This is a genomic window from Coprobacillus cateniformis (assembly GCF_009767585.1).
Classification (GTDB): domain Bacteria; phylum Bacillota_I; class Bacilli_A; order Erysipelotrichales; family Coprobacillaceae; genus Coprobacillus; species Coprobacillus cateniformis.
The window spans coordinates 1-19872 of sequence record NZ_WSNW01000001.1; the positions used below are offsets into that span (position 1 = coordinate 1).

At 36.1% G+C, this 19872-nt stretch carries 13 protein-coding genes, 2 tRNA genes and 3 rRNA genes; 6 read left to right on the plus strand and 12 right to left on the minus strand.

What is annotated here, in order from left to right; translation table 11 throughout:
- Window positions 1–241: 241 nt before the first annotated feature.
- The 3 genes from GQF29_RS00005 to pepV form a co-directional block, all read right to left on the minus strand.
- Window positions 242–327 (minus strand) — tRNA-Leu (locus GQF29_RS00005).
- A 35-nt stretch (window positions 328–362) separates the two neighbouring features.
- Window positions 363–448 (minus strand) — tRNA-Leu (locus tag GQF29_RS00010).
- Window positions 449–509: 61 nt separating this feature from the next.
- A complete protein-coding gene (gene pepV / locus GQF29_RS00015) occupies window positions 510–1880 on the minus strand; it encodes a dipeptidase PepV (RefSeq protein WP_117599179.1) in 1371 nt (456 codons plus the stop codon).
- A gap of 97 nt (window positions 1881–1977) precedes the next feature.
- On the opposite strand from pepV, the gene GQF29_RS00020 reads away from it, so the two are divergent.
- Both GQF29_RS00020 and GQF29_RS00025 read left to right on the plus strand, forming a co-directional pair.
- Window positions 1978–2400 (plus strand): NUDIX hydrolase, encoded by a 423-nt coding sequence (locus tag GQF29_RS00020; RefSeq protein WP_008790878.1) that lies wholly within the window; start codon window positions 1978–1980, stop codon window positions 2398–2400.
- Window positions 2401–2404: 4 nt separating this feature from the next.
- Window positions 2405–2662, plus strand: coding sequence for a TfoX/Sxy family protein (locus GQF29_RS00025; protein WP_008790877.1), 258 nt, complete (start codon window positions 2405–2407; stop codon window positions 2660–2662).
- A gap of 10 nt (window positions 2663–2672) precedes the next feature.
- Here the strand turns inward: GQF29_RS00025 and GQF29_RS00030 are convergent, their stop codons facing one another.
- From GQF29_RS00030 to metA, 3 genes are all read right to left on the minus strand, one after another.
- The gene (locus tag GQF29_RS00030; RefSeq protein ID WP_117599178.1) at window positions 2673–4019 is read right to left on the minus strand and encodes a cadherin-like beta sandwich domain-containing protein; all 1347 of its coding nucleotides are present in this window, start codon (window positions 4017–4019) and stop codon (window positions 2673–2675) included.
- 14 nt (window positions 4020–4033) lie between these two features.
- Window positions 4034–5860 (minus strand): dockerin type I domain-containing protein, encoded by a 1827-nt coding sequence (locus GQF29_RS00035; RefSeq protein WP_117599177.1) that lies wholly within the window; start codon window positions 5858–5860, stop codon window positions 4034–4036.
- Between the two features lie 159 nt (window positions 5861–6019).
- A complete protein-coding gene (metA, locus tag GQF29_RS00040; protein WP_054325587.1) occupies window positions 6020–6952 on the minus strand; it encodes a homoserine O-acetyltransferase MetA in 933 nt (310 codons plus the stop codon).
- 93 nt (window positions 6953–7045) lie between these two features.
- On the opposite strand from metA, the gene GQF29_RS00045 reads away from it, so the two are divergent.
- The gene (locus GQF29_RS00045) at window positions 7046–7672 is read left to right on the plus strand and encodes a pyridoxamine 5'-phosphate oxidase family protein (protein ID WP_054325588.1); all 627 of its coding nucleotides are present in this window, start codon (window positions 7046–7048) and stop codon (window positions 7670–7672) included.
- Here the strand turns inward: GQF29_RS00045 and GQF29_RS00050 are convergent.
- Window positions 7669–8895 (minus strand): deoxyguanosinetriphosphate triphosphohydrolase family protein, encoded by a 1227-nt coding sequence (locus GQF29_RS00050; protein WP_054690403.1) that lies wholly within the window; start codon window positions 8893–8895, stop codon window positions 7669–7671. The genes GQF29_RS00045 and GQF29_RS00050 overlap by 4 nt on opposite strands.
- Before the next feature lie 48 nt (window positions 8896–8943).
- On the opposite strand from GQF29_RS00050, the gene GQF29_RS00055 reads away from it, so the two are divergent.
- The gene (locus tag GQF29_RS00055; protein ID WP_008790871.1) at window positions 8944–9408 is read left to right on the plus strand and encodes a GAF domain-containing protein; all 465 of its coding nucleotides are present in this window, start codon (window positions 8944–8946) and stop codon (window positions 9406–9408) included.
- A 15-nt stretch (window positions 9409–9423) separates the two neighbouring features.
- Here GQF29_RS00055 and ptsP read toward each other — a convergent pair whose 3' ends face one another.
- Entirely contained in the window at window positions 9424–11130 is a 1707-nt protein-coding gene (gene ptsP / locus GQF29_RS00060; RefSeq protein ID WP_345893111.1) for a phosphoenolpyruvate--protein phosphotransferase, read from the minus strand.
- A gap of 258 nt (window positions 11131–11388) precedes the next feature.
- On the opposite strand from ptsP, the gene nagB reads away from it, so the two are divergent.
- Entirely contained in the window at window positions 11389–12123 is a 735-nt protein-coding gene (gene nagB, locus GQF29_RS00065) for a glucosamine-6-phosphate deaminase (RefSeq protein ID WP_008790869.1), read from the plus strand.
- A 107-nt stretch (window positions 12124–12230) separates the two neighbouring features.
- Here nagB and rrf read toward each other — a convergent pair.
- The 4 genes from rrf to GQF29_RS00085 all read right to left on the minus strand — a co-directional run bounded on the left by rrf (window position 12231) and on the right by GQF29_RS00085 (window position 18304).
- Window positions 12231–12339: ribosomal RNA gene (gene rrf / locus GQF29_RS00070) — 5S ribosomal RNA — on the minus strand.
- Window positions 12340–12413: 74 nt separating this feature from the next.
- Window positions 12414–15325: ribosomal RNA gene (locus tag GQF29_RS00075) — 23S ribosomal RNA — on the minus strand.
- 261 nt (window positions 15326–15586) lie between these two features.
- Window positions 15587–17111: ribosomal RNA gene (locus GQF29_RS00080) — 16S ribosomal RNA — on the minus strand.
- The 16S, 23S and 5S rRNA genes sit together here, the layout of an rRNA operon.
- A gap of 287 nt (window positions 17112–17398) precedes the next feature.
- Window positions 17399–18304 (minus strand): AraC family transcriptional regulator, encoded by a 906-nt coding sequence (locus tag GQF29_RS00085; RefSeq protein ID WP_008788865.1) that lies wholly within the window; start codon window positions 18302–18304, stop codon window positions 17399–17401.
- A 154-nt stretch (window positions 18305–18458) separates the two neighbouring features.
- On the opposite strand from GQF29_RS00085, the gene GQF29_RS00090 reads away from it, so the two are divergent.
- Entirely contained in the window at window positions 18459–19856 is a 1398-nt protein-coding gene (locus GQF29_RS00090) for a carbohydrate ABC transporter substrate-binding protein (RefSeq protein ID WP_008788864.1), read from the plus strand.
- Window positions 19857–19872 lie beyond the last annotated feature (16 nt).

Below are 19872 nucleotides of genomic sequence, written 5' to 3' on the forward strand. Positions count from 1 at the left end.
TTTGTCTTTTGTTCTTTTGTTCTTTCGTTCTTTTTTTAACTTTTCAAATTTTTATTATTTTGATTTGTAACGAGACTTAAATAATTTGATATTTATATTGCTACTTTCTTCTCACTCCTTCGTTATGCAATATATTTGATTTAATATCTTTTCATTGTCTCTCAAACCGCTTTATATAACGAAAAAAGAGACAATTCACAAAATCACAAAGATTTCATAAATTATCTCTTAGATAACTATTTGGTGCAGCTGATGAGACTCGAACTCACATGGATATTATCCACTACCGCCTGAAGATAGCGTGTCTACCAGTTCCACCACAGCTGCAATATCAAAAAATTATATATATTTATAAATTATATTGGTGCAGGCGATGAGATTTGAACTCACACGGACGTACGTCCACTACCCCCTCAAGATAGCGTGTCTACCATTCCACCACGCCTGCATGACGCTTAATTATTATAACATAATATCTATAAAATAAGCAATAAGAAATAGGGAAAACCCTATTTCTTAATTAAATTGTAAAGTGCTTTCGCATAGATAGCAGTTGCTTTCAACAAATCATCAATAGATATTTCTTCATTATTCTGATGAATCTTATTATCAGTACCTGGAAATTCTACACCAAACGCAACACAATTTGGCATAGATTTTGCATATGTTCCTCCTCCAATCGCTTGAGGCTGATGAATATGATCACCAGTAAATTCAACATAGGCACTGTGTAAATTTTGGACAAGATCACTTTGTGGGTCAATATATAGAGCCTTCCCTAACTCATGCGTTTCTTCTAACCCATATTTATTGAGCTGTTGAACGATTGGCATCGTTAGTTGTTCATCTGTCATTTCATGAGGAACTCGCATATCAACAACTAAACTCGCATATCCATCTTTATAATTAAGGACACCTAAGTTAACAGTTAAGTCCCCCATTAAACCTTTAAATGCAATCCCAAGTTTCTTACCATAATTATCCTGATAAAAACAATCATCAACAAAATGCACTAATTGGTTCTCAGAAATAGTTGCAAGATAATGACACATATAAACTGCAGCATTAATTCCTGCATCTGGCGTTGAAGCATGAGCTGATTTTCCAATTAATGTCAATCTTGTATGGTTCCCTTCTTCTTCCAAAGAGCCTTGCAAACCTTGTTGATTTAAATAATGAATAAAATCCTCTTTATATTGTTTATAATGACCTGAAATATAAGCCTCACATGTCTCTGGTACAATATTTGCACGTGATCCAGAATAAATACCTATAATATTATCTTTTTCTATCTCACCTTTCATTTGGAAATTAACTCCAGCTTTTTCTCCATAAACAACAGGAAACTCAGCATCAGGTGTAAACCCCATTTTAGGGTATGGTTGCTTTGTAAAATAATATTGCATACATTTAGAACCATTTTCTTCATTACAACCAAAAATAATTCTTGTTTTCATTTTTACAGGTAAGTTTAATTCATGTATGATTTTTGCAGCATAATAACCAGCGATCAAAGGACCTTTATCATCAGCAACACCTCGACCATAAAGTTTGCCATCTTTAATGGTTACATGATATGGATCAGTATTCCATCCATGTTCATTACAGGGTACAACATCTAAATGTCCTAATATTCCAAATGTTTCTTCATCTTCCCCTATATCAATATGACCAGCATACCCATCAACATTAACACTTCTAAAACCATCTCTTTCCCCTATTGACAACATAAGATCCAATGCTTCACGGCAAGGCTTTCCAAATGGTTGCCCTTCATTTGACGTCGCTTCATCCAATACTGATGGTATTTCACAAAGCCTCTCAATATCAGCTATGATATCTTCTTTTCTCTTGTTAGCCTCTTCAAAAAAATCGATCATAAAATCACCTCATTAAACATTATATCAAATATTCAAATAAAACGATACAATTTTATAAAAAAGTGGTATGATATGAGTAATTGGAGGATATATAAAGATGGAAAATATCAGATTTCACATAACTGTGAAAGCAATTGTCATTTATAATCATAAAGTCCTTATTCTTAAGAAAATCAAACCATCGACTGATGGTCTAGGGTATTGGGAACTCCCTGGTGGTGGTTTAGAATATGGAGAAACACCACATCAAGCTTTAACTCGCGAATTGAAAGAAGAAACAAATTTGGACATTAAAATATTAAAGCCAGTCTACACATTCACTGCTATACGTCCTCATTATCAAACTGTAGGTATAGGTTTCTTAACAATTCCTACAAATGATAATGTTGTTATTTCTGATGAACATACTGACTTTAAATTCGTTCACCCTACAGAATTAAAAGAGTATTTAAATCAGCAGATATATAACGATATTATTATAACTTTACAAGAATATGAAAATATGAAATTGGAGGAATAGAACTATGAAAAAATTATCTGAATATCCTAATATTGGCCCAGTTGTTGAAAAACAGCTTCATCAAGTTGGAATTGATACATTAGATCAATTACAAGATATTGGTAGCCAGGAAGCATGGCTAAGAATTCAACAAATAGATTCTTCAGCTTGTATCCATCGATTGCTTGCTTTAGAAGCTACCATCCAAGGAATCAAGAAAAAAGATTTAAGTGAACAAGATAGAATTCATTTAAGAGAATTTTATAGACAGCATAAGTTATAAAAAATCAAGGTTACTCACCTTGATTTTTTTTATCATAATAATCTTTTATGGCAGATATAGATTTCTTTTTAAAACTGAAATAAAGATACGCTAATACTCCAGTTCCAGCAGCAAATACTACAGTTGTTCCAATGAAAATATATGTAAGAACACTATTATCAGCTGACTCAGAAGCCTTAAATTTTTGAAGTGTCTGCTCCGTAGCCTCATAAGTATAAAGAGATTTTTCACCTAACTCGTTCATTAAGTAAACAACGCTATAATCTTTTAAATCTTTATCTTTAAATGTCCAACCTGGAATTTCCACTTCACTGATTTTTATATTTCCAGACTTTAATCCCTGAAGTCCTTTCAAGTCTTGAGGAGCATCCATAAGAATATAAAGTTTCCCATTAACAGTAATTGTTTCAAATTTTCTTACAATTTTATTATTTTCATATATATAAAACCCAGTTCCCTGTGTCTCGTTTTGTAGATAAACAACTGTCAACCCAAGTGTATCATTTTTCAAAGCAGAAATTTCATTTCCATCTATTGTTATTTTTGTTTTTTCAAATCCTTTGGGAACATCCACTTTAGAATAATCGTTTAAAACACCTAAATTCTGATCACCCATTTTCAAAAAAACACTAGGTTTCTCAGTCACATACACTGAAATGGTATATGTTTTTTTTGATCCATTTTCTGCTTTAACTGTTATAACAAAATTATTTTCACCGACTTTAAGTTCATGTTCTCCTGTACCAGAAACAGATGCCTTAGAATCCTTAGCTTTAGCATTTATAGTGATTTTTTTGATATCACTTGTTAAATCAACTTTATACGTTGTTTTATCAGCTGAAAATACAGGTGACAAAGTTCCAGAAGAGATACTTAATGAAGAAAGATTATTTTCTTTAGAACGTGTATCTTCCTTAGGCGTTTCACTTGATCCTCCAGATGAATTTCCTCCATTTGAAGATCCACCATTTGAAGAACTACCACCGCCATTTGAAGAACTTTTTATACTTACTGAAACAGATTTACTTCCTGTAACAGGACTTTCATCTGTAGCTGTTACATCAACAGCAGATACAGTTACAGTTGTTTTACCTGATTGCCCAGCAGTCACCGTCACACTTGCACTTCCATCAGCAAAGACACTAGTTGTTGAAACTGACCCATTTGATGCTGATACATTAAACTGGCCTGCCCCACCAACAGATATTGTTACAGTAAACTTTCCACCAGGAGTTACTGAAGATTTACTTGCACTCACTGAGAATGATGCTGCAAATACATTAAGACAGCTTAAATTCATCAAAACAGCAAATACCGTTGAAAAAAGCAGCCCTTTAATTATTTTATTTTTTTTCATCTATTTTCTCCTTACTAAAATAATCTATTTGTTCCCATAATATGATTTTTAATTTTAATATAATCTAATGATGATACTTTCCCATCTCCATTAACATCAGCTCTTAACAATGCATCACCGCTTAAAACTTTTGTTTTCATAATATGATTTTTGATTTGTATATAATCTAATGATGATACTTTTCCATCTCCATTAACATCGCCAGTATAATATGATGGAACTTTTACGTTCCCTTGATTAATAACTGTTACATTTGATGTAGGAATGAAATAATAATCCTTACTAAAGTTATATATGCCATCCCAATTAGTATCAGTTCTTGAAGAGTTTAATGCTGTATCAGATTGAATTTTATACCATCTGTTACCAGCAGAGTCAGTGACAGTATCCAAAATAACAACTGCCAAGTTATATGTACGCGGACTTGTTACACCATTTGTTTTTTGTCCTAAAGTATGAATGACTGGTGATGAATAAGACGCCTCTTTATATAATTTATAAGATTTTTGAACGCCATTAATAATCCCCATTGTATATCGTCCATAATCATTACCAACACCATAATAATAATTTACTGAAGCAGCTTTTTCACCCCAATATGGGTCTGATGCATAGCGAACATTAATCCCCCCTGCTTTATCACCTAAATAGCCTCCGTTATATCTCCAGTCTTCATTATCTAGATATCCATTAGATATAAATTTCTCAGCATGATACTTTATACTATCTGAAGCAGTAGCATATCCATGTGCACCATAATATGGATTACTATCAACTGCACCATGCCCAAATAAATTATTCTTGTCCTTTGCAATATCACTTGTTCCCCATGTACTTTCATTTCCAGATACACCCAACATTAACAAGCCATTAACACCATATGCATTTTGATACTGTATAAAATAACTTCCCATATTTTTCATTTTGGAACTACTACTCCCCACATGATCATTAACAATACTATTGATTTGACCAGCAGATAAACTCGTTGTTGTTCGATGAGAAAGATACTGATAATAATTATAATACGGATCAGACTTATTAACTGCATTTGTATGGACACCATTTTGATAGTCTTTAATCATATTTGGATAACTTGTATAGAAATAATGACCATCATAACTATAATACTTTTTTCCAGCAGATAAATAGCTTAACTTATATCCAACTCTATAAGTATTGTATTTATTAGAACTTCCATAATAAAATCTATGATATAAATACCCATCGCTTACATAATAATATGAAATATTAGCAGCTGAATAGTCAATAACAGTGACATCACGAGAATCAAAATCCATAATGACTCCAGCCTGCATAGCTCTTACCTTACCATTAAAAGTCCCTAGATAAGCAGCATCTTTTGCATAACTCCCTGTTGTATAACCGTCATAACCAGGATTACTAACGTTATCATACGTTAAATAACTCTCTCCATCATATGACTTTGCATTCAAATAAACAACACCATATGTCACAGCCTTGTTTTTTTCTTCAACTGAATAAGTTGTACTTGAACGGAGATATTTTCTTTTATTTAAAGCCTGTTGAGCGTCTTCTTTACTATCATAAGTAGCAACAACTTCTTTGTCATCACCTTTTCCAACAACTAAGTTATATTCAGTTGCCATTTCTTTTGCAATCGAATCATCATTTTCAATATCATCAAAATATACAATTTTAGAAGCTCCATTTTCATCTATAATTGTAAAATAATCAGTTACTTCTGGTCCATGAATTTGTGATTTGTTTTCATCTGTTGCTTTTATATTTAAAATTGTACCTGTAATAGATAAAGTTACTGTTAATAAACCTATAAAACTTATTTTTTTTAATTTCAAAATAGCATCCTCCCTTTAATATTTCCTAGAGTCATATCATTTTCAATTATACATTATTTTTATTATTCGTTCAATCAAATACCCTTATTTTCTGACTAATAACGATATTTTTTTATCACATATTTCACACAAATAAAAATAAATGGAATATATTCCCATTTATCTTTCTTTAAGTTCTTCTAAATCATATGGAGTCTCTTGATAAACGTAGTAGTTTAACCAGTTAGAGAATATAAGATATGCATGTGAACGCCATTTTACTTGAATCTCTTGATGAATATCGTCATTGAGATAATAATTCTTAGGCATTTCACTCTTAATATTTGGATTGGCTAAATCACGTTTATATTCTTTATCTAATGTGTCTGGATCATATTCAGGATGACCAGTAATAAAGAAACGTGATCCATCTTTTGATGCAACAAGATATACCCCTGCCTCATCAGAAGTTGCTAAAATATCTAATTGCTCTATCTTTTCTATATCCGTTTTTGATACAGATGTATATCTTGAATGGGGAGCATAAAATTGATAATCAAACCCTCTTAATATTTTTCTTTTCATTTTATCAACATTGGTATGATGTTGATAAACACCTGTTAATTTATGTGGCAATAGATATTTGGAAACACCATAGAAATAATGCAAACTGGCCTGAGCAGCCCAACAAATAAAGAAACTACTGAATACATGTGTTTTAGACCATTCTAATAATTGTGTTAATTCTTCCCAATAATCTACTTCTTCAAATTTCAATTTTTCAACAGGAGCACCTGTTATAATAAGCCCATCATATCTGTTTTCTTTGATATCATCAAATGTTTTATAAAATGCTAAAAGATGTTCTTTTGAAACATTTTTAGATTCATGACTAGCCATATGAATCCAATCAACCTCTATCTGCAATGGTGAATTAGATAATAATCTTAAGAGTTGTGTTTCAGTAATAATCTTCGTTGGCATAATGTTTAAGATCAATAATTTTAGTGGTCTGATTTTTTGAGTTGTAGCTCGTGTTTCATTCATCACGAATATATTTTCTTCTTTCAATATTTTTGATGCCGGTAAATTATCTGGTATTTTAATTGGCATATGAACACCTCATTTCATTGATTTTTATTTTATCATAGATTTTCATAGACTTGAACAGTTATTTCTTATAAAATGAAGAAAAGGAGTCATAAGATGAAAACAGAACTTATAAAACAATATACTGAAAATTTATTAAATATCTATACAAAAGAATTATTGAAGAATTGTGATTATAATTATATTCTTGTCTTGAATAATCAAGAAGAATCTCAAGTCATAAACAATATTCTCTATACAAACTATCAAGATTTTTATAAACATGATTATTTAAAATATTCCATCCCTCCAATCAGAAAGCCACGTAAATTACTGACATATAATGATGGATTCAATATTTTAAACAAGGTTGACTATGGTACACTTGCCATTTCTTCTAAAGTCCCATATTGTACAAGTTTAAATCATTTTGTAGTAGATGGACATATTTATTTTCATTGTGGTCATACTGGGCATAAACTTGAAGGTTTAAATCAACTGGTATGCTATAATGTTGTAGATGACTTAGGAATACATAAAGAAGTTTTTACACATAATCATCAAAGTGTACATATTTATGGCTTCCTTAAAGAAGTTAAAGAAAATAAGAAAGCTCTGTTAGAAGCTTTCTTACAAAGATTTACACCTGGATTTACAAAAAACTTAAATGAGCAAATGCTTCAAAACACAATGCTCTTAGAAATTGATATCATTCATATGAATGTCAAAAAGCATTTTCATTAAAAAGAAATTAATTCATTAAATGCTTGAATGATAAATGCATCACTCATTCCTGATAAATAGTCAATAATACTTTTTTCTAATGCATGAGAATCATGAGTAAAGTCATAAACGACTTTATTCATGTATTCTTTTTTTCTTGGGTAATTTTCAATATATGCATATTTATCAAGCCATTTTAAGTAATGGGATATTAATTTAGGATATTGATTTTGATCTTTTAATAATGCTGAAATCATATTGTCTGCTTTTGAATAATCATATATGAAATTAAAAATAGAATCTAATATTAAAGAAACATAATTATTATGAATTTGAACTCTTTTAATTAAATAGATATTTTGATAATTAAATTTCATAATCATTTTCATGATTTTAAAGGCTTCATCCGATAGTCCAATCCCACATTCTACCGATGAATTTTCAATAACGTCATGAATGAAATAATTAACAATCGATCCATTATTAATCGCATGAAACTGATAATCACTGATACTGTTAAGTGACTCTTTTAAACTATCAACTTTTTCTTCAGTAAGAACACGAAGTCTCAATGCATCTTCAATGTCTCTAGCTAAATACGCTATTTTATCTGACATTTTCACAACACAACCCTCATATGTCCATGGATTAAATTGTCCTGCATAATTATAATCATGCAAATCAATATATTGTTCTCGTTTTTGTATATATTTCTGATTCATTTCACCACAATGAGATATGATTCCATCTCTAACTGCATATGTCAAATTCAAATTATGTTGATTATGCTCATTATCCTCCAACAATTCAATATCATCAACAAAATGCAAACTATTTCTTTCATGCCAAAACTTTTCTAAACCGTGTTCTTTGGCTATACGTGTTAAAATAGTCTCTCCTCCATGACCAAAAGGTGCATGTCCTAAATCATGACCTACTGCAATTGCCTTTGTTAGTTCAGTATTCAATCCTAATTCATAAGCAATTGTATGAGACACTGATTCCACCAAATTCACATGCTCACTTCTTGTACAAACATGATCATCTTCAACTGCAAAAAAGACTTGCGTTTTATGTTTTAAGCGACGATAAGCTTGTGAAAAAAGAATGCGAGTATAATCTCTACCAAAATCACTTCTTAAATCATGTCTTCTTTGATAGATTATTTCTTCTCTCTTTGTCGCAAGTGCATATTGAGGATGTTCTTCATTCATTGCATAATTGATAAATTCTTTAATTTTCATTGTTGCCACCTCATAAGAGTATGTTATACTAAATAAGAGGTGAAAGCAATGAATAAACATTTATTTTTAGACCAAATTTATGCACTTGTAAAAGATGAACCAAATGTCATTGCAAATCTGGCCAATATCTCTGCTTTTCTCAATGAAAGCCTACAAGAAATTAACTGGGTAGGATTTTATTTCATAGAAAATAACGAACTTGTTTTAGGACCTTTTCAAGGGAAAGTTGCATGTGTGCGTATTCCTATAGGAAAAGGCGTATGTGGAACGGCGGTCCTTAGAAAAAAGGTTATCCGTGTTGAAGATGTTCATCAGTTCATTGGTCATATTGCTTGTGATAGTGCGAGTCGTAGTGAGATTGTTTTACCTATCACAGTCAATGATGAAGTTATTGGTGTGCTAGATATTGATTCTCCATACTATAATCGTTTTACACTTAAAGATGAAGAAATTTTAAAAAATGTTGTAGAAATTATTGAAGAATGTGTATTTAAAAACGTGGTTAATTTATAACCACGTTTTTATTCATTATTTTGTAGCTGCTTCTACCAATTCAACAACTTCTTCCATTGTTCCACAGTTAATAGCCTTATTAGCTAATTCAGCCATTTCAGCTTGTGAAAGTCCTCTGATTAACTTTCTTTGTGATAAGATTGATGTAGCAGACATTGAAAATTCATCAAGTCCTAATCCTAGCAATAATGGAGCTGCTAACGGTTCACCAGCCATTTCTCCACACATACCAGCCCACTTACCTTCTTTATGTGCAGAATCAATAACATGTTTAACCAATCTTAAAATAGATGGATTAAATGGTTGATATAAGTAAGATACACCAGAAGACATTCTGTCAGCAGCAAATGTATATTGAATTAAGTCATTTGTTCCAATTGAGAAGAAATCAACTTCTTTTGCAAATTGATCTGCCAAAACTGCAGCAGCAGGGATTTCAATCATAATACCTACTTGGATACTATCAGATACAGCAATACCTTCTGCTATTAATTTTTCTTTTTCTTCTAATAAAATTCCCTTAGCTTTTCTAAACTCACCTAAAGCAGCAATCATTGGGAACATAATTCTTAAATCACCATGTACTGAAGCTCTTAATAAAGCTCTTAATTGAGTTCTAAAGATATCTTCTCTTTGGAAACACAAACGAATAGCACGAACACCTAAGAATGGATTCATTTCCTTTGGTAAGTCAATGGCTTCAATTTCTTTATCGCCACCAATATCTAGAGTTCTCACGACAACTGGATGACCAGCCATACCTTCTAATATTTCTTTATAAACTTCATATTGCTTATCTTCGCTTGGTAATTCAGCAGATTCCATATATAAGAATTCAGTTCTGAACAATCCAACACCTTCACCACCATTTTCTCTCACACCTTCAAGATCTTTTGGTGAACCAATATTTGCAACCAATTCTACATGTTTACCATCTGTAGAAACAGTCTTTTCATTAACTAATTTCTTTAATTCTTCGCGGTAAGCTTTATATTCATCACGTTTTGTTGTATATTCTTGAATTGTTGCTTCATCCGGATTAATCATAACAACACCTTCAATACCATCAAGAGCAATCATATCTCCATCTTGAACATCATCAGTGATTGTTTTACATGCAACAACTGCAGGAATCTCTAAACTTCTTGCCATAATCGCAGAGTGAGAAGTTCTACCACCAATATTAGTAGCAAATCCTCTAACCAGATTTTTATTTAATTGAGCTGTATCAGAAGGTGTTAAATCATCAGCAATAATGACTACTTCTTCATCAATTAATGCAGGATTAGGTAATGGTTTTCCTAATAAATTTGCTAATAAACGACGTGATACATCTTTTATGTCAGCAGCTCTTTCTCTGAAATACTCATCACCCATAGACTCAAACATTGAAATAAACATTGCTGAAACCTCATCCAATGCAGCAGCTGCATTACATGCTTCATTTCTAATTTTATCTTCAACCTGAGTTTTTAATTCTGGATCCGATAATACTAATGCATGTGCATCAAAGACAGCTGCTTCTTCAGCTGATAAATTTTTTGATGCAGCCTCTTTAATTGTTTCAAGATCCTTAGCAGTTTGCTCCATTGCATTTTCATATGCTTTGATTTCTTTTTCTACATCTTCAACAGTTACTTTTTCTACTGTTAAATCAGGCATAACTAATTTGTAAGCTTTTGCAATTGCAATACCATTAGATGCCGCAATACCTTTTATCATTGTCATTTTGACCTACCTCCATATGAACCCTATTTTACCTTATTTTCTCCATAAAATAAAGGCTTATATTGCAATATTTCACTAAAATGTATGTGTTTCCACTTTTTTATAACTCTTTCATGTGATTATAAAAGAAAATAAAAATACACGTTTCATATAGGTTTATCAGTTATATATTATATTTTCAAATTATGAAAATTAGCCTTTTATTTCTTATATCTTTGGTATATAATGTAAGTAAATATAGGAGGGACAAAAATGAAAGTCATTGTTGTTAAAAATTATGAAGAAGCAAGTCAAAAAGCTTGTGAAATTATGTTAGATATCGTTAAAAGCAATCCACAAGCAAATTTAGGTTTAGCTACTGGATCTACACCAGTAAGAATGTATGAATTAATGAGAGAAGACCATAAAAAGAATGGAACATCTTATAAAGATATTAAAACATTTAATCTAGATGAATATTTTGGTTTAGATCAATCACATCCTCAAAGTTATCACTATTTTATGTGTCATAACTTATTTAATGAATTAGATATTAACATGGAAAATGTTCATGTTCCTAAAGGTCAAGGGAATATTGATGAAGAATGTGAATCTTACAATAAACTTTTACAAGAAAATCCAATTGATATTCAATTATTAGGAATTGGTTCTAATGGTCATATCGGTTTTAATGAACCTGGTACTCCATTTGATTCAGTAACACATAAAGTTGATTTAAAACAATCTACTATTGAAGATAACGCACGTTTATTCTTTGATGGAAAAATTGAAGATGTACCTACTCAAGCAGTAAGCATGGGTATTGCAAATATCATGGCAGCAAAAAAGGTTTTACTTATTGCTTGTGGTGAAGGCAAAGCAAAAGCAGTTTATGGAATGGCTGAAGCACCTAAAACTATTGATTTACCTGCAAGTGCACTTCAAGATCATCCAGATTGTATATTAATTGCTGATGAAGCAGCTGCTTCATTATTAAAAAATAAATAAAACATAAAACCTGCAAAAATGCAGGTTTTTTTATTATTCAATATGAAAACAAAATAGGAAATGAAGGAAAGACAAAAAAAGGATATCCAGTGTGGATATCCGAAGTGAACTGGCAGCTTGCTATTGTCGCGATTGCTCACTATCGTCGCCGTTATGATGCTTAACTTCTGTGTTCGGGATGGGTACAGGTGTTTCCATCATGCTATCGCTACCAGATCTCTCCTGGTGCCTTCCTCTCGGAGCACTCAAAACTGAACAGTAATCTCGCCTTCTTCTTGAACAACCTTCTTCTGGTTAAGTCCTCGACCTATTAGTATCAGTCAGCTTCGCACATCGCTGCGCTTACACCTCTGACCTATCAACCTCATCGTCTTTGAGGGGTCTTACTTCCGAAGAATGGGAAGTCTCATCTTGGAGGGGGCTTCACACTTAGATGCCTTCAGCGTTTATCCCTTCCAGACTTAGCTACCCAGCTGTGCCACTGGCGTGACAACTGGTGCACCATTGGTCTGTCCACCCCGGTCCTCTCGTACTGAGGGCAGCTCTCCTCAAACTTCCTACGCCCACGACAGATAGGGACCGAACTGTCTCACGACGTTCTGAACCCAGCTCGCGTACCGCTTTAATGGGCGAACAGCCCAACCCTTGGAACCGACTTCAGCTCCAGGATGCGATGAGCCGACATCGAGGTGCCAAACCTCCCCGTCGATGTGAACTCTTGGGGGAGATCAGCCTGTTATCCCCAGGGTAGCTTTTATCCGTTGAGCGACGGCCCTTCCATTCGGCACCGCCGGATCACTAAGCCCGACTTTCGTCCCTGCTCGACTTGTTGGTCTCGCAGTCAAACACCCTTTTGCCTTTGCACTCTACGCATGATTTCCAACCATGCTGAGGGTATCTTTGGGCGCCTCCGTTACTCTTTGGGAGGCGACCGCCCCAGTCAAACTGCCCACCTGACACTGTCCCGTCGCCAGCTTATGGCGTCCGGTTAGAACTTCAATACATGAAGGGTAGTATCCCAACGGCGACTCCTCGAATACTGGCGTATCCGTCTCTTCGTCTCCTACCTATCCTGTACATCATGCATCAAAATCCAATATCAAGCTACAGTAAAGCTCCATGGGGTCTTTCCGTCTAGTCGCGGGTAACCTGCATCTTCACAGGTACTAAGACTTCACCGAGTCTACAGCTGAGACAGCGCCCAAATCGTTACGCCTTTCGTGCGGGTCAGAACTTACCTGACAAGGAATTTCGCTACCTTAGGACCGTTATAGTTACGGCCGCCGTTTACTGGGGCTTCAATTCATGGCTTCGCTTGCGCTGACCACTCCTCTTAACCTTCCAGCACCGGGCAGGCGTCACCCCCTATACTTCGACTTGCGTCTTGGCAGAGAGCTGTGTTTTTGGTAAACAGTCGCTTGGGCCGTTTTACTGCGGCTCATCTCTCAATGAGCACTCCTTCTCCCGAAGTTACGGAGTCATTTTGCAGAGTTCCTTAGCTATAGTTCTCTCGCTCACCTTAGGATTCTCTCCTCACCCATGTGTGTCCATTTTCGGTACGGGCTGACAAAGAGTTGATTGCTAGAAGCTTTTCTTGGAAGCTTGCTTCGGCGACTTCTGTACTTATCGTAATGTTCCATACGCGTCACGCCTTCGGGTTTCAACATCCGGATTTGCCTGGATGTCCCCTACCTCGCTTGCACCAGCTATTCCAGCAGCTGGATCGCCTAGCCTGCTCCGTCACTCCATTGCCTCTTCATCAGGTACGGGAATCTCCACCCGTTGTCCATCGACTACGCCTTTCGGCCTCGCCTTAGGTCCCGACTTACCCAGAGCGGACGAACCTTCCTCTGGAAACCTTGGGTATTCGGTGCGTGGGATTCTCACCCACGTTCCGCTACTCACACCGGCATTCTCTCTTCCTGCCGCTCCACATGTCCTTGCGGTCATGCTTCCTCGCTGACAGGAACGCTCCCCTACCACTTATACTTGTCGTATAAATCCATAGCTTCGGTATTATGCTTAGCCCCGGTAAATTTTCGGCGCAGAGTCATTCGACCAGTGAGCTGTTACGCACTCTTTAAAGGGTGGCTGCTTCTGAGCCAACCTCCTGGTTGTCTGGACATCTCCACATCCTTTTCCACTTAGCATATATTTTGGGACCTTAGCTGATGGTCTGGGCTGTTTCCCTTTTGACTACGGACCTTATCACCCGCAGTCTGACTGCCAGATATGTTCCTGTGACATTCGGAGTTTGATTATATTCAGTACCTCGGGATGAGGCCATCACATATTCAGTGCTCTACCTTCACATAACTTTCACTCTGACGCTAGCCCTAAAGCTATTTCGGGGAGAACCAGCTATCTCCGAGTTCGTTTGGAATTTCACCCCTAGCCACAATTCATCCGCCAACGTTTCAACGGGGGTCGGTTCGGTCCTCCATCGGGTTTTACCCCAACTTCAACCTGATCATGGCTAGATCACTCGGTTTCGGGTCTATGACATACAACTCTCGCCCTATTCAGACTCGCTTTCGCTTCGGCTCCGCATCTCCTGCTTAACCTCGCTGCATATCATAACTCGCCGGCTCATTCTACAAAAGGCACGCCATCACCCCTTAACGGGCTCTGACTTCTTGTAAGCATATGGTTTCAGGTTCTCTTTCACTCCCCTCCCGGGGTTCTTTTCACCTTTCCCTCACGGTACTGGTTCACTATCGGTCACAAAGGAGTATTTAGCCTTTCGAGATGGTCCTCGATAATTCCGTCAGGATTCCACGTGCCCCGACGTACTCAGGTACTGTCTCGCATCACTTCACGATTTCGGATACGGGAATGTCACCCTCTTCGTCGCTCCTTCCCAGAAGCTTCTCCTATCATGTCATGTCTGCTTCGCTGACAGCCCTATAACCCCATCTTTGCGATGGTTTGGGCTCCTCCGCTTTCGCTCGCCGCTACTTACGGAATCGTTCTTTACTTTCTTCTCCTGCAGGTACTGAGATGTTTCAGTTCCCTGCGTCTCGCCACGCATCACTATTTATTCATCATGCGCTGACATCCCATTACGGATGCCGGGTTCCCCCATTCGGACATCGACGGGTCCTTGCCTGCTTACTGCTCGCCGTCGCGTTTCGCCGTTTGCTGCGTCCTTCTTCGCCTCTTTGTGCCTAGGCATTCGCCATACGCTCTTTCTTACTTAACCTAAAGTGTTCAAGTTCTACTTGTTTTTTTGTTTCGTGATCTCTCGATCACTCAGCTTGTTATCTTAGTTTTTTTACCACTTTGACTAGATGATTCAACCTTCTCATGAATTTCTATTCCTGATCTCGTTTCTTTCATCTTATCTTTTCGTTTGTAAAAAGTTTTGTTTTTACTAGATTACTATTCAGTTTTCAATGTTCCCTGAGTTCGCCCTCTTCAAGCTCACTCAAAACTAAACAGAAACTCACGCTCTTCTCCCTAGAAAGGAGGTGATCCATCCCCACGTTCCCGTAGGGATACCTTGTTACGACTTCACCCTAATCATCAGTCCCACCTTAGACAGCTCTCTCCTTGCGGTTAAGCCACCGGCTTCGGGTGTTACCAACTCTCATGGTGTGACGGGCGGTGTGTACAAGGCCCGAGAACGTATTCACCGCGACATTCTGATTCGCGATTACTAGCGATTCCAACTTCGTGCAGTCGAGTTGCAGACTGCAGTCCGAACTGAGAACGGGTTTTTGGGTTTCGCTCCACCTCGCGGCTTCGCTTCCCTTTGATCCGTCCATTGTAGCACGTGTGTAGCCCAGGTCATAAGGGGCATGATGATTTGACGTCATCCCCGCCTTCCTCCTCCTTGCAGAGGCAGTCTCGCTAGAGTCCCCAACTTAATGATGGTAACTAGCGACAAGGGTTGCGCTCGTTGCGGGACTTAACCCAACATCTCACGACACGAGCTGACGACAACCATGCACCACCTGTATCCCCTATAGCTATCTCTCTATCTCTAGAGCCTTTAGAGGTATGTCAAGACCTGGTAAGGTTCTTCGCGTTGCTTCGAATTAAACCACATGCTCCACCGCTTGTGCGGGCCCCCGTCAATTCCTTTGAGTTTCATTCTTGCGAACGTACTACTCAGGCGGAGTACTTATTGCGTTAACTGCAGCACTGAGGTTTGACCCCCAACACTTAGTACTCATCGTTTACGGCGTGGACTACTAGGGTATCTAATCCTATTTGCTCCCCACGCTTTCGGGACTGAGCGTCAGTTGCAGCCCAGATCGTCGCCTTCGCCACTGGTGTTCCTCCATATATCTACGCATTTCACCGCTACACATGGAATTCCACGATCCTCTACTGCACTCTAGCTATTTGGTTTCCACGGCTTACTGAAGTTTAGCTTCAGGCTTTCACCGCAGACCTCTATTGCCGCCTGCTCCCTCTTTACGCCCAATGATTCCGGATAACGCTCGCCACCTACGTATTACCGCGGCTGCTGGCACGTAGTTAGCCGTGGCTTTCTCATAAAGTACCGTCACTTATGAATCATTTCCTATTCATACCGTTCTTCCTTTATAACAGAGGTTTACATACCGAAATACTTCTTCCCTCACGCGGCGTTGCTCGGTCAGGGTTTCCCCCATTGCCGAAAATTCCCTACTGCTGCCTCCCGTAGGAGTCTGGGCCGTGTCTCAGTCCCAGTGTGGCCGTCCACCCTCTCAGGTCGGCTACGCATCGTCGCCTTGGTGAGCCGTTACCTCACCAACCAGCTAATGCGCCATAAGTCCATCCTCCTGCTATCCATACGGATATTTAATGAAGCGGTCATGCGACCCCTTCACCTATGCGGTCTTAGCTATCATTTCTAATAGTTATCCCCCTCATGAGGGCAGGTTACTTATGTATTACTCACCCGTTCGCCACTCACTGATAAAATCAGTGCGTTCGACTTGCATGTATTAGGCACGCCGCCAGCGTTCATCCTGAGCCAGGATCAAACTCTCCATTGTTTATCTCAAACAATAACTTGTTCTCTTGACTCTTTTTTCTTACTACTTTCTTTGACGTGTTTTCTGTTTAGTTTTCAATGTCCTTGACCCGTTTTTGGCACCTCTCTGGCGCCTCTCTCGTCGAGTGCTCACTTATAATATCATTTCTCCTCTCCCTTGTAAAGTCTTTTTTTAAAAAAATGATATTTTTTTTCAATTCTCGTTTTCTATCTATAAAATAATTGAAAATATAACAAGAAAAAAGCAGTTTTAACCAATCAGTTCCTTTCTATATTATATAATATATTTTATTCACTACTTATTGATTTAAATATATATTGCTTTTGATACATTGCGCTATCATCTTTTTTCTTTTCTTTGTTATTATATATACTCTCATCACGATATTGTTTAGGAGTCATATTTGTATTCTTCTTAAATATTTGCGAAAAATAGGATTGTGATGAAAAACCAACAGTCTCAGATATTTCAGCAATTGATAAACTGGTTGTCGTCAAAAGTGATTTGCATTCTTTAATTCTTCTTTCAATGAGATAATTAATAGGAGATATACCAATATTATTTTTAAATTCATGTGCCATATAATATTTATTCATCTTCATAAATTCTGCTAATGATTCTAATGACATATCTTCAGCGTAGTTTTGATCAATATATTGACAAATCATTCTGATTTCTCTTTTCATAGGTTTTTGAATGGGATTATCACTTAAATTTAATTTCATATATCTCACAACTTTTAATAAAAATAAATCAAACAATTTCTGACATACTGTCTCATATCCAGTCAATTTTTCTTCGCTCTCAGTTAAAAGATGAGTAATATAGTATTGGATATCATCATTGTTTTTTTCAAAACTTTGATATAAAAACTCATTATCTTCACCATTTAGACCAAAGGATAGATTCTCCACACCAAGAACAACATACTCTAATGGATGATCTCCATCACTATCTTCATGATGATAAACATTTGGATTTACAATAATCATATCATCTTGTTTGACATCAAATGTATCATTTTCAACAGTAAATTTCCCCTTTCCTCCAACAACATAAAATATCTCTGAAAAAGGATGAAAATGCATTAATGATGTCCAATCATTTTCAAATTTAGAATACGTAATATAGATGAGTTTAGCCTCATAATCAAAAACATCATTTTTAGAAATGTCTATTCTATTGTTGCTCATAAAAATCTCCTTCCATATTTTTCCATTTATATTTTATTATTTTTTTGTACAAAAAGCAATATATATAAAACAATTAACAATTTTCGAGTAGATAAAGCGGTTACATTTAGATATATTGGTATTAGAAGATATCATGAAGGAGGAAAACAAGAAAATGAAAACAAAAAAAGTGTTATCTTTAGGACTTTCTGTTTTGATGTTAGGTTCTTTACTTGTTGGATGTGGAAACAAAGATAAAGATACCAGCACTGCTGAAGGGAAAACATTAACAATCGCCGGTCTTGATGGTGGTTATGGTACTGAAGGCTGGAAAAAAGTCATTGAAAAATTTGAACAGGATAATGGTGTAAAGGTTAATGCAACATTTGATAAAAAAATCAGTGATGTTGTCAGACCAAAAATCACTGCTGGGAAAGATGTTCCTGACATCATTTATTTAACTGTAGGAGGTGTTGGCGGTTTAACTGATACACTTATCAAAGAAAAACAAATTGCTGACATTTCTGCATTATTAGACACTGAAATTCCTGGTGAGAGCACAAAAGTCAAAGACAAAATTCTATCTTCATTTGTTCAAGGAGCAACTGCTGACCCTTATGGTGATGGAAAATTATATTTAGCACCATTAAACAATGCCCCTTGTGGATTATTCTATAACGCTGGTTTATTCAAAGAAAAAAATTGGGAAGTTCCAAAAGATTGGGATGGAATGTGGAAATTAGCTGAAGAAGCTAAAAAAGAAGGAATTTCATTATTCACTTATCCTACTGCTGGTTACTTTGATGCGTTCTTTACTTCTTTATTAAACGCTACTGCTGGTCCAGAAACTTATGCCAAATTAATTAGTTATGATGTAGATGCTTGGAAACTTCCTGAAGTTAAAGAAGCATTTGAAATCGTTGGTAAATTAGCAAAATATACTGCTCCTACTACAGTCGCAAATGCTAATGGTGATAACTTCACAAAAAATCAACAATTAATCATTGATGGTAAAGCATTATTCTGCCCTAATGGAACTTGGTTACCAGGTGAAATGGCTGCAACAACTCCTGATGGATTTGAATGGGGAATTACTGGTATTCCTGCTGCTAAAGCTGGTGGAGATTCATATTCAACTAACTTTGTAGAACAAATGTATGTACCTGAAAAAGCTGCAAATAAAGAATTAGCAATGAAATTCATGGCTTATTGTTATAGCGATGAAGCTGCTGACTTATTCTACAAATATGGTGCTTTAGATGAAGAAGCAATGAAAAAGAGTGAAGATCCTAAAAAAGAAATTTACAAAGCTGGTTTCTTAATTCCAATCAAAGGTTCTGAAAAGAGAGTTGCTGAATCTGATAGTTTCATGTTTACAATGGCTGATAAAGGTGTCAAAACAAACAGTTCAACATTTATGGCAGCAAACGCTGTTGAAGGTGTAACTTTAACTGGTGAAACTGGAATCTTATTTGGTTCTATTAACTCAGTAGTCTCAGGTGATAAAACAGTTGATGAATGGTATAATGCTTCTGTAGATGCAGTTCAAAAAATTGCAGATGCTAATAAATAGTTTCATAAAAAACACG

What these genes read in the sequence shown, in the direction of transcription:
- GQF29_RS00085 (WP_008788865.1), bottom strand. Translation starts at nt 18,304, where the DNA reads ATGAGCAACAATAGAATAGACATTTCTAAAAATGATGTTTTTGATTAT.
- GQF29_RS00045 (WP_054325588.1), top strand. Translation starts at nt 7,046, where the DNA reads ATGAAAACAGAACTTATAAAACAATATACTGAAAATTTATTAAATATC.
- GQF29_RS00055 (WP_008790871.1), top strand. Translation starts at nt 8,944, where the DNA reads ATGAATAAACATTTATTTTTAGACCAAATTTATGCACTTGTAAAAGAT.
- ptsP (WP_345893111.1), bottom strand. Translation starts at nt 11,130, where the DNA reads ATGATAAAAGGTATTGCGGCATCTAATGGTATTGCAATTGCAAAAGCT.
- GQF29_RS00030 (WP_117599178.1), bottom strand. Translation starts at nt 4,019, where the DNA reads ATGAAAAAAAATAAAATAATTAAAGGGCTGCTTTTTTCAACGGTATTT.
- pepV (WP_117599179.1), bottom strand. Translation starts at nt 1,880, where the DNA reads ATGATCGATTTTTTTGAAGAGGCTAACAAGAGAAAAGAAGATATCATA.
- GQF29_RS00050 (WP_054690403.1), bottom strand. Translation starts at nt 8,895, where the DNA reads ATGAAAATTAAAGAATTTATCAATTATGCAATGAATGAAGAACATCCT.
- nagB (WP_008790869.1), top strand. Translation starts at nt 11,389, where the DNA reads ATGAAAGTCATTGTTGTTAAAAATTATGAAGAAGCAAGTCAAAAAGCT.
- metA (WP_054325587.1), bottom strand. Translation starts at nt 6,952, where the DNA reads ATGCCAATTAAAATACCAGATAATTTACCGGCATCAAAAATATTGAAA.
- GQF29_RS00025 (WP_008790877.1), top strand. Translation starts at nt 2,405, where the DNA reads ATGAAAAAATTATCTGAATATCCTAATATTGGCCCAGTTGTTGAAAAA.
- GQF29_RS00020 (WP_008790878.1), top strand. Translation starts at nt 1,978, where the DNA reads ATGGAAAATATCAGATTTCACATAACTGTGAAAGCAATTGTCATTTAT.
- GQF29_RS00090 (WP_008788864.1), top strand. Translation starts at nt 18,459, where the DNA reads ATGAAAACAAAAAAAGTGTTATCTTTAGGACTTTCTGTTTTGATGTTA.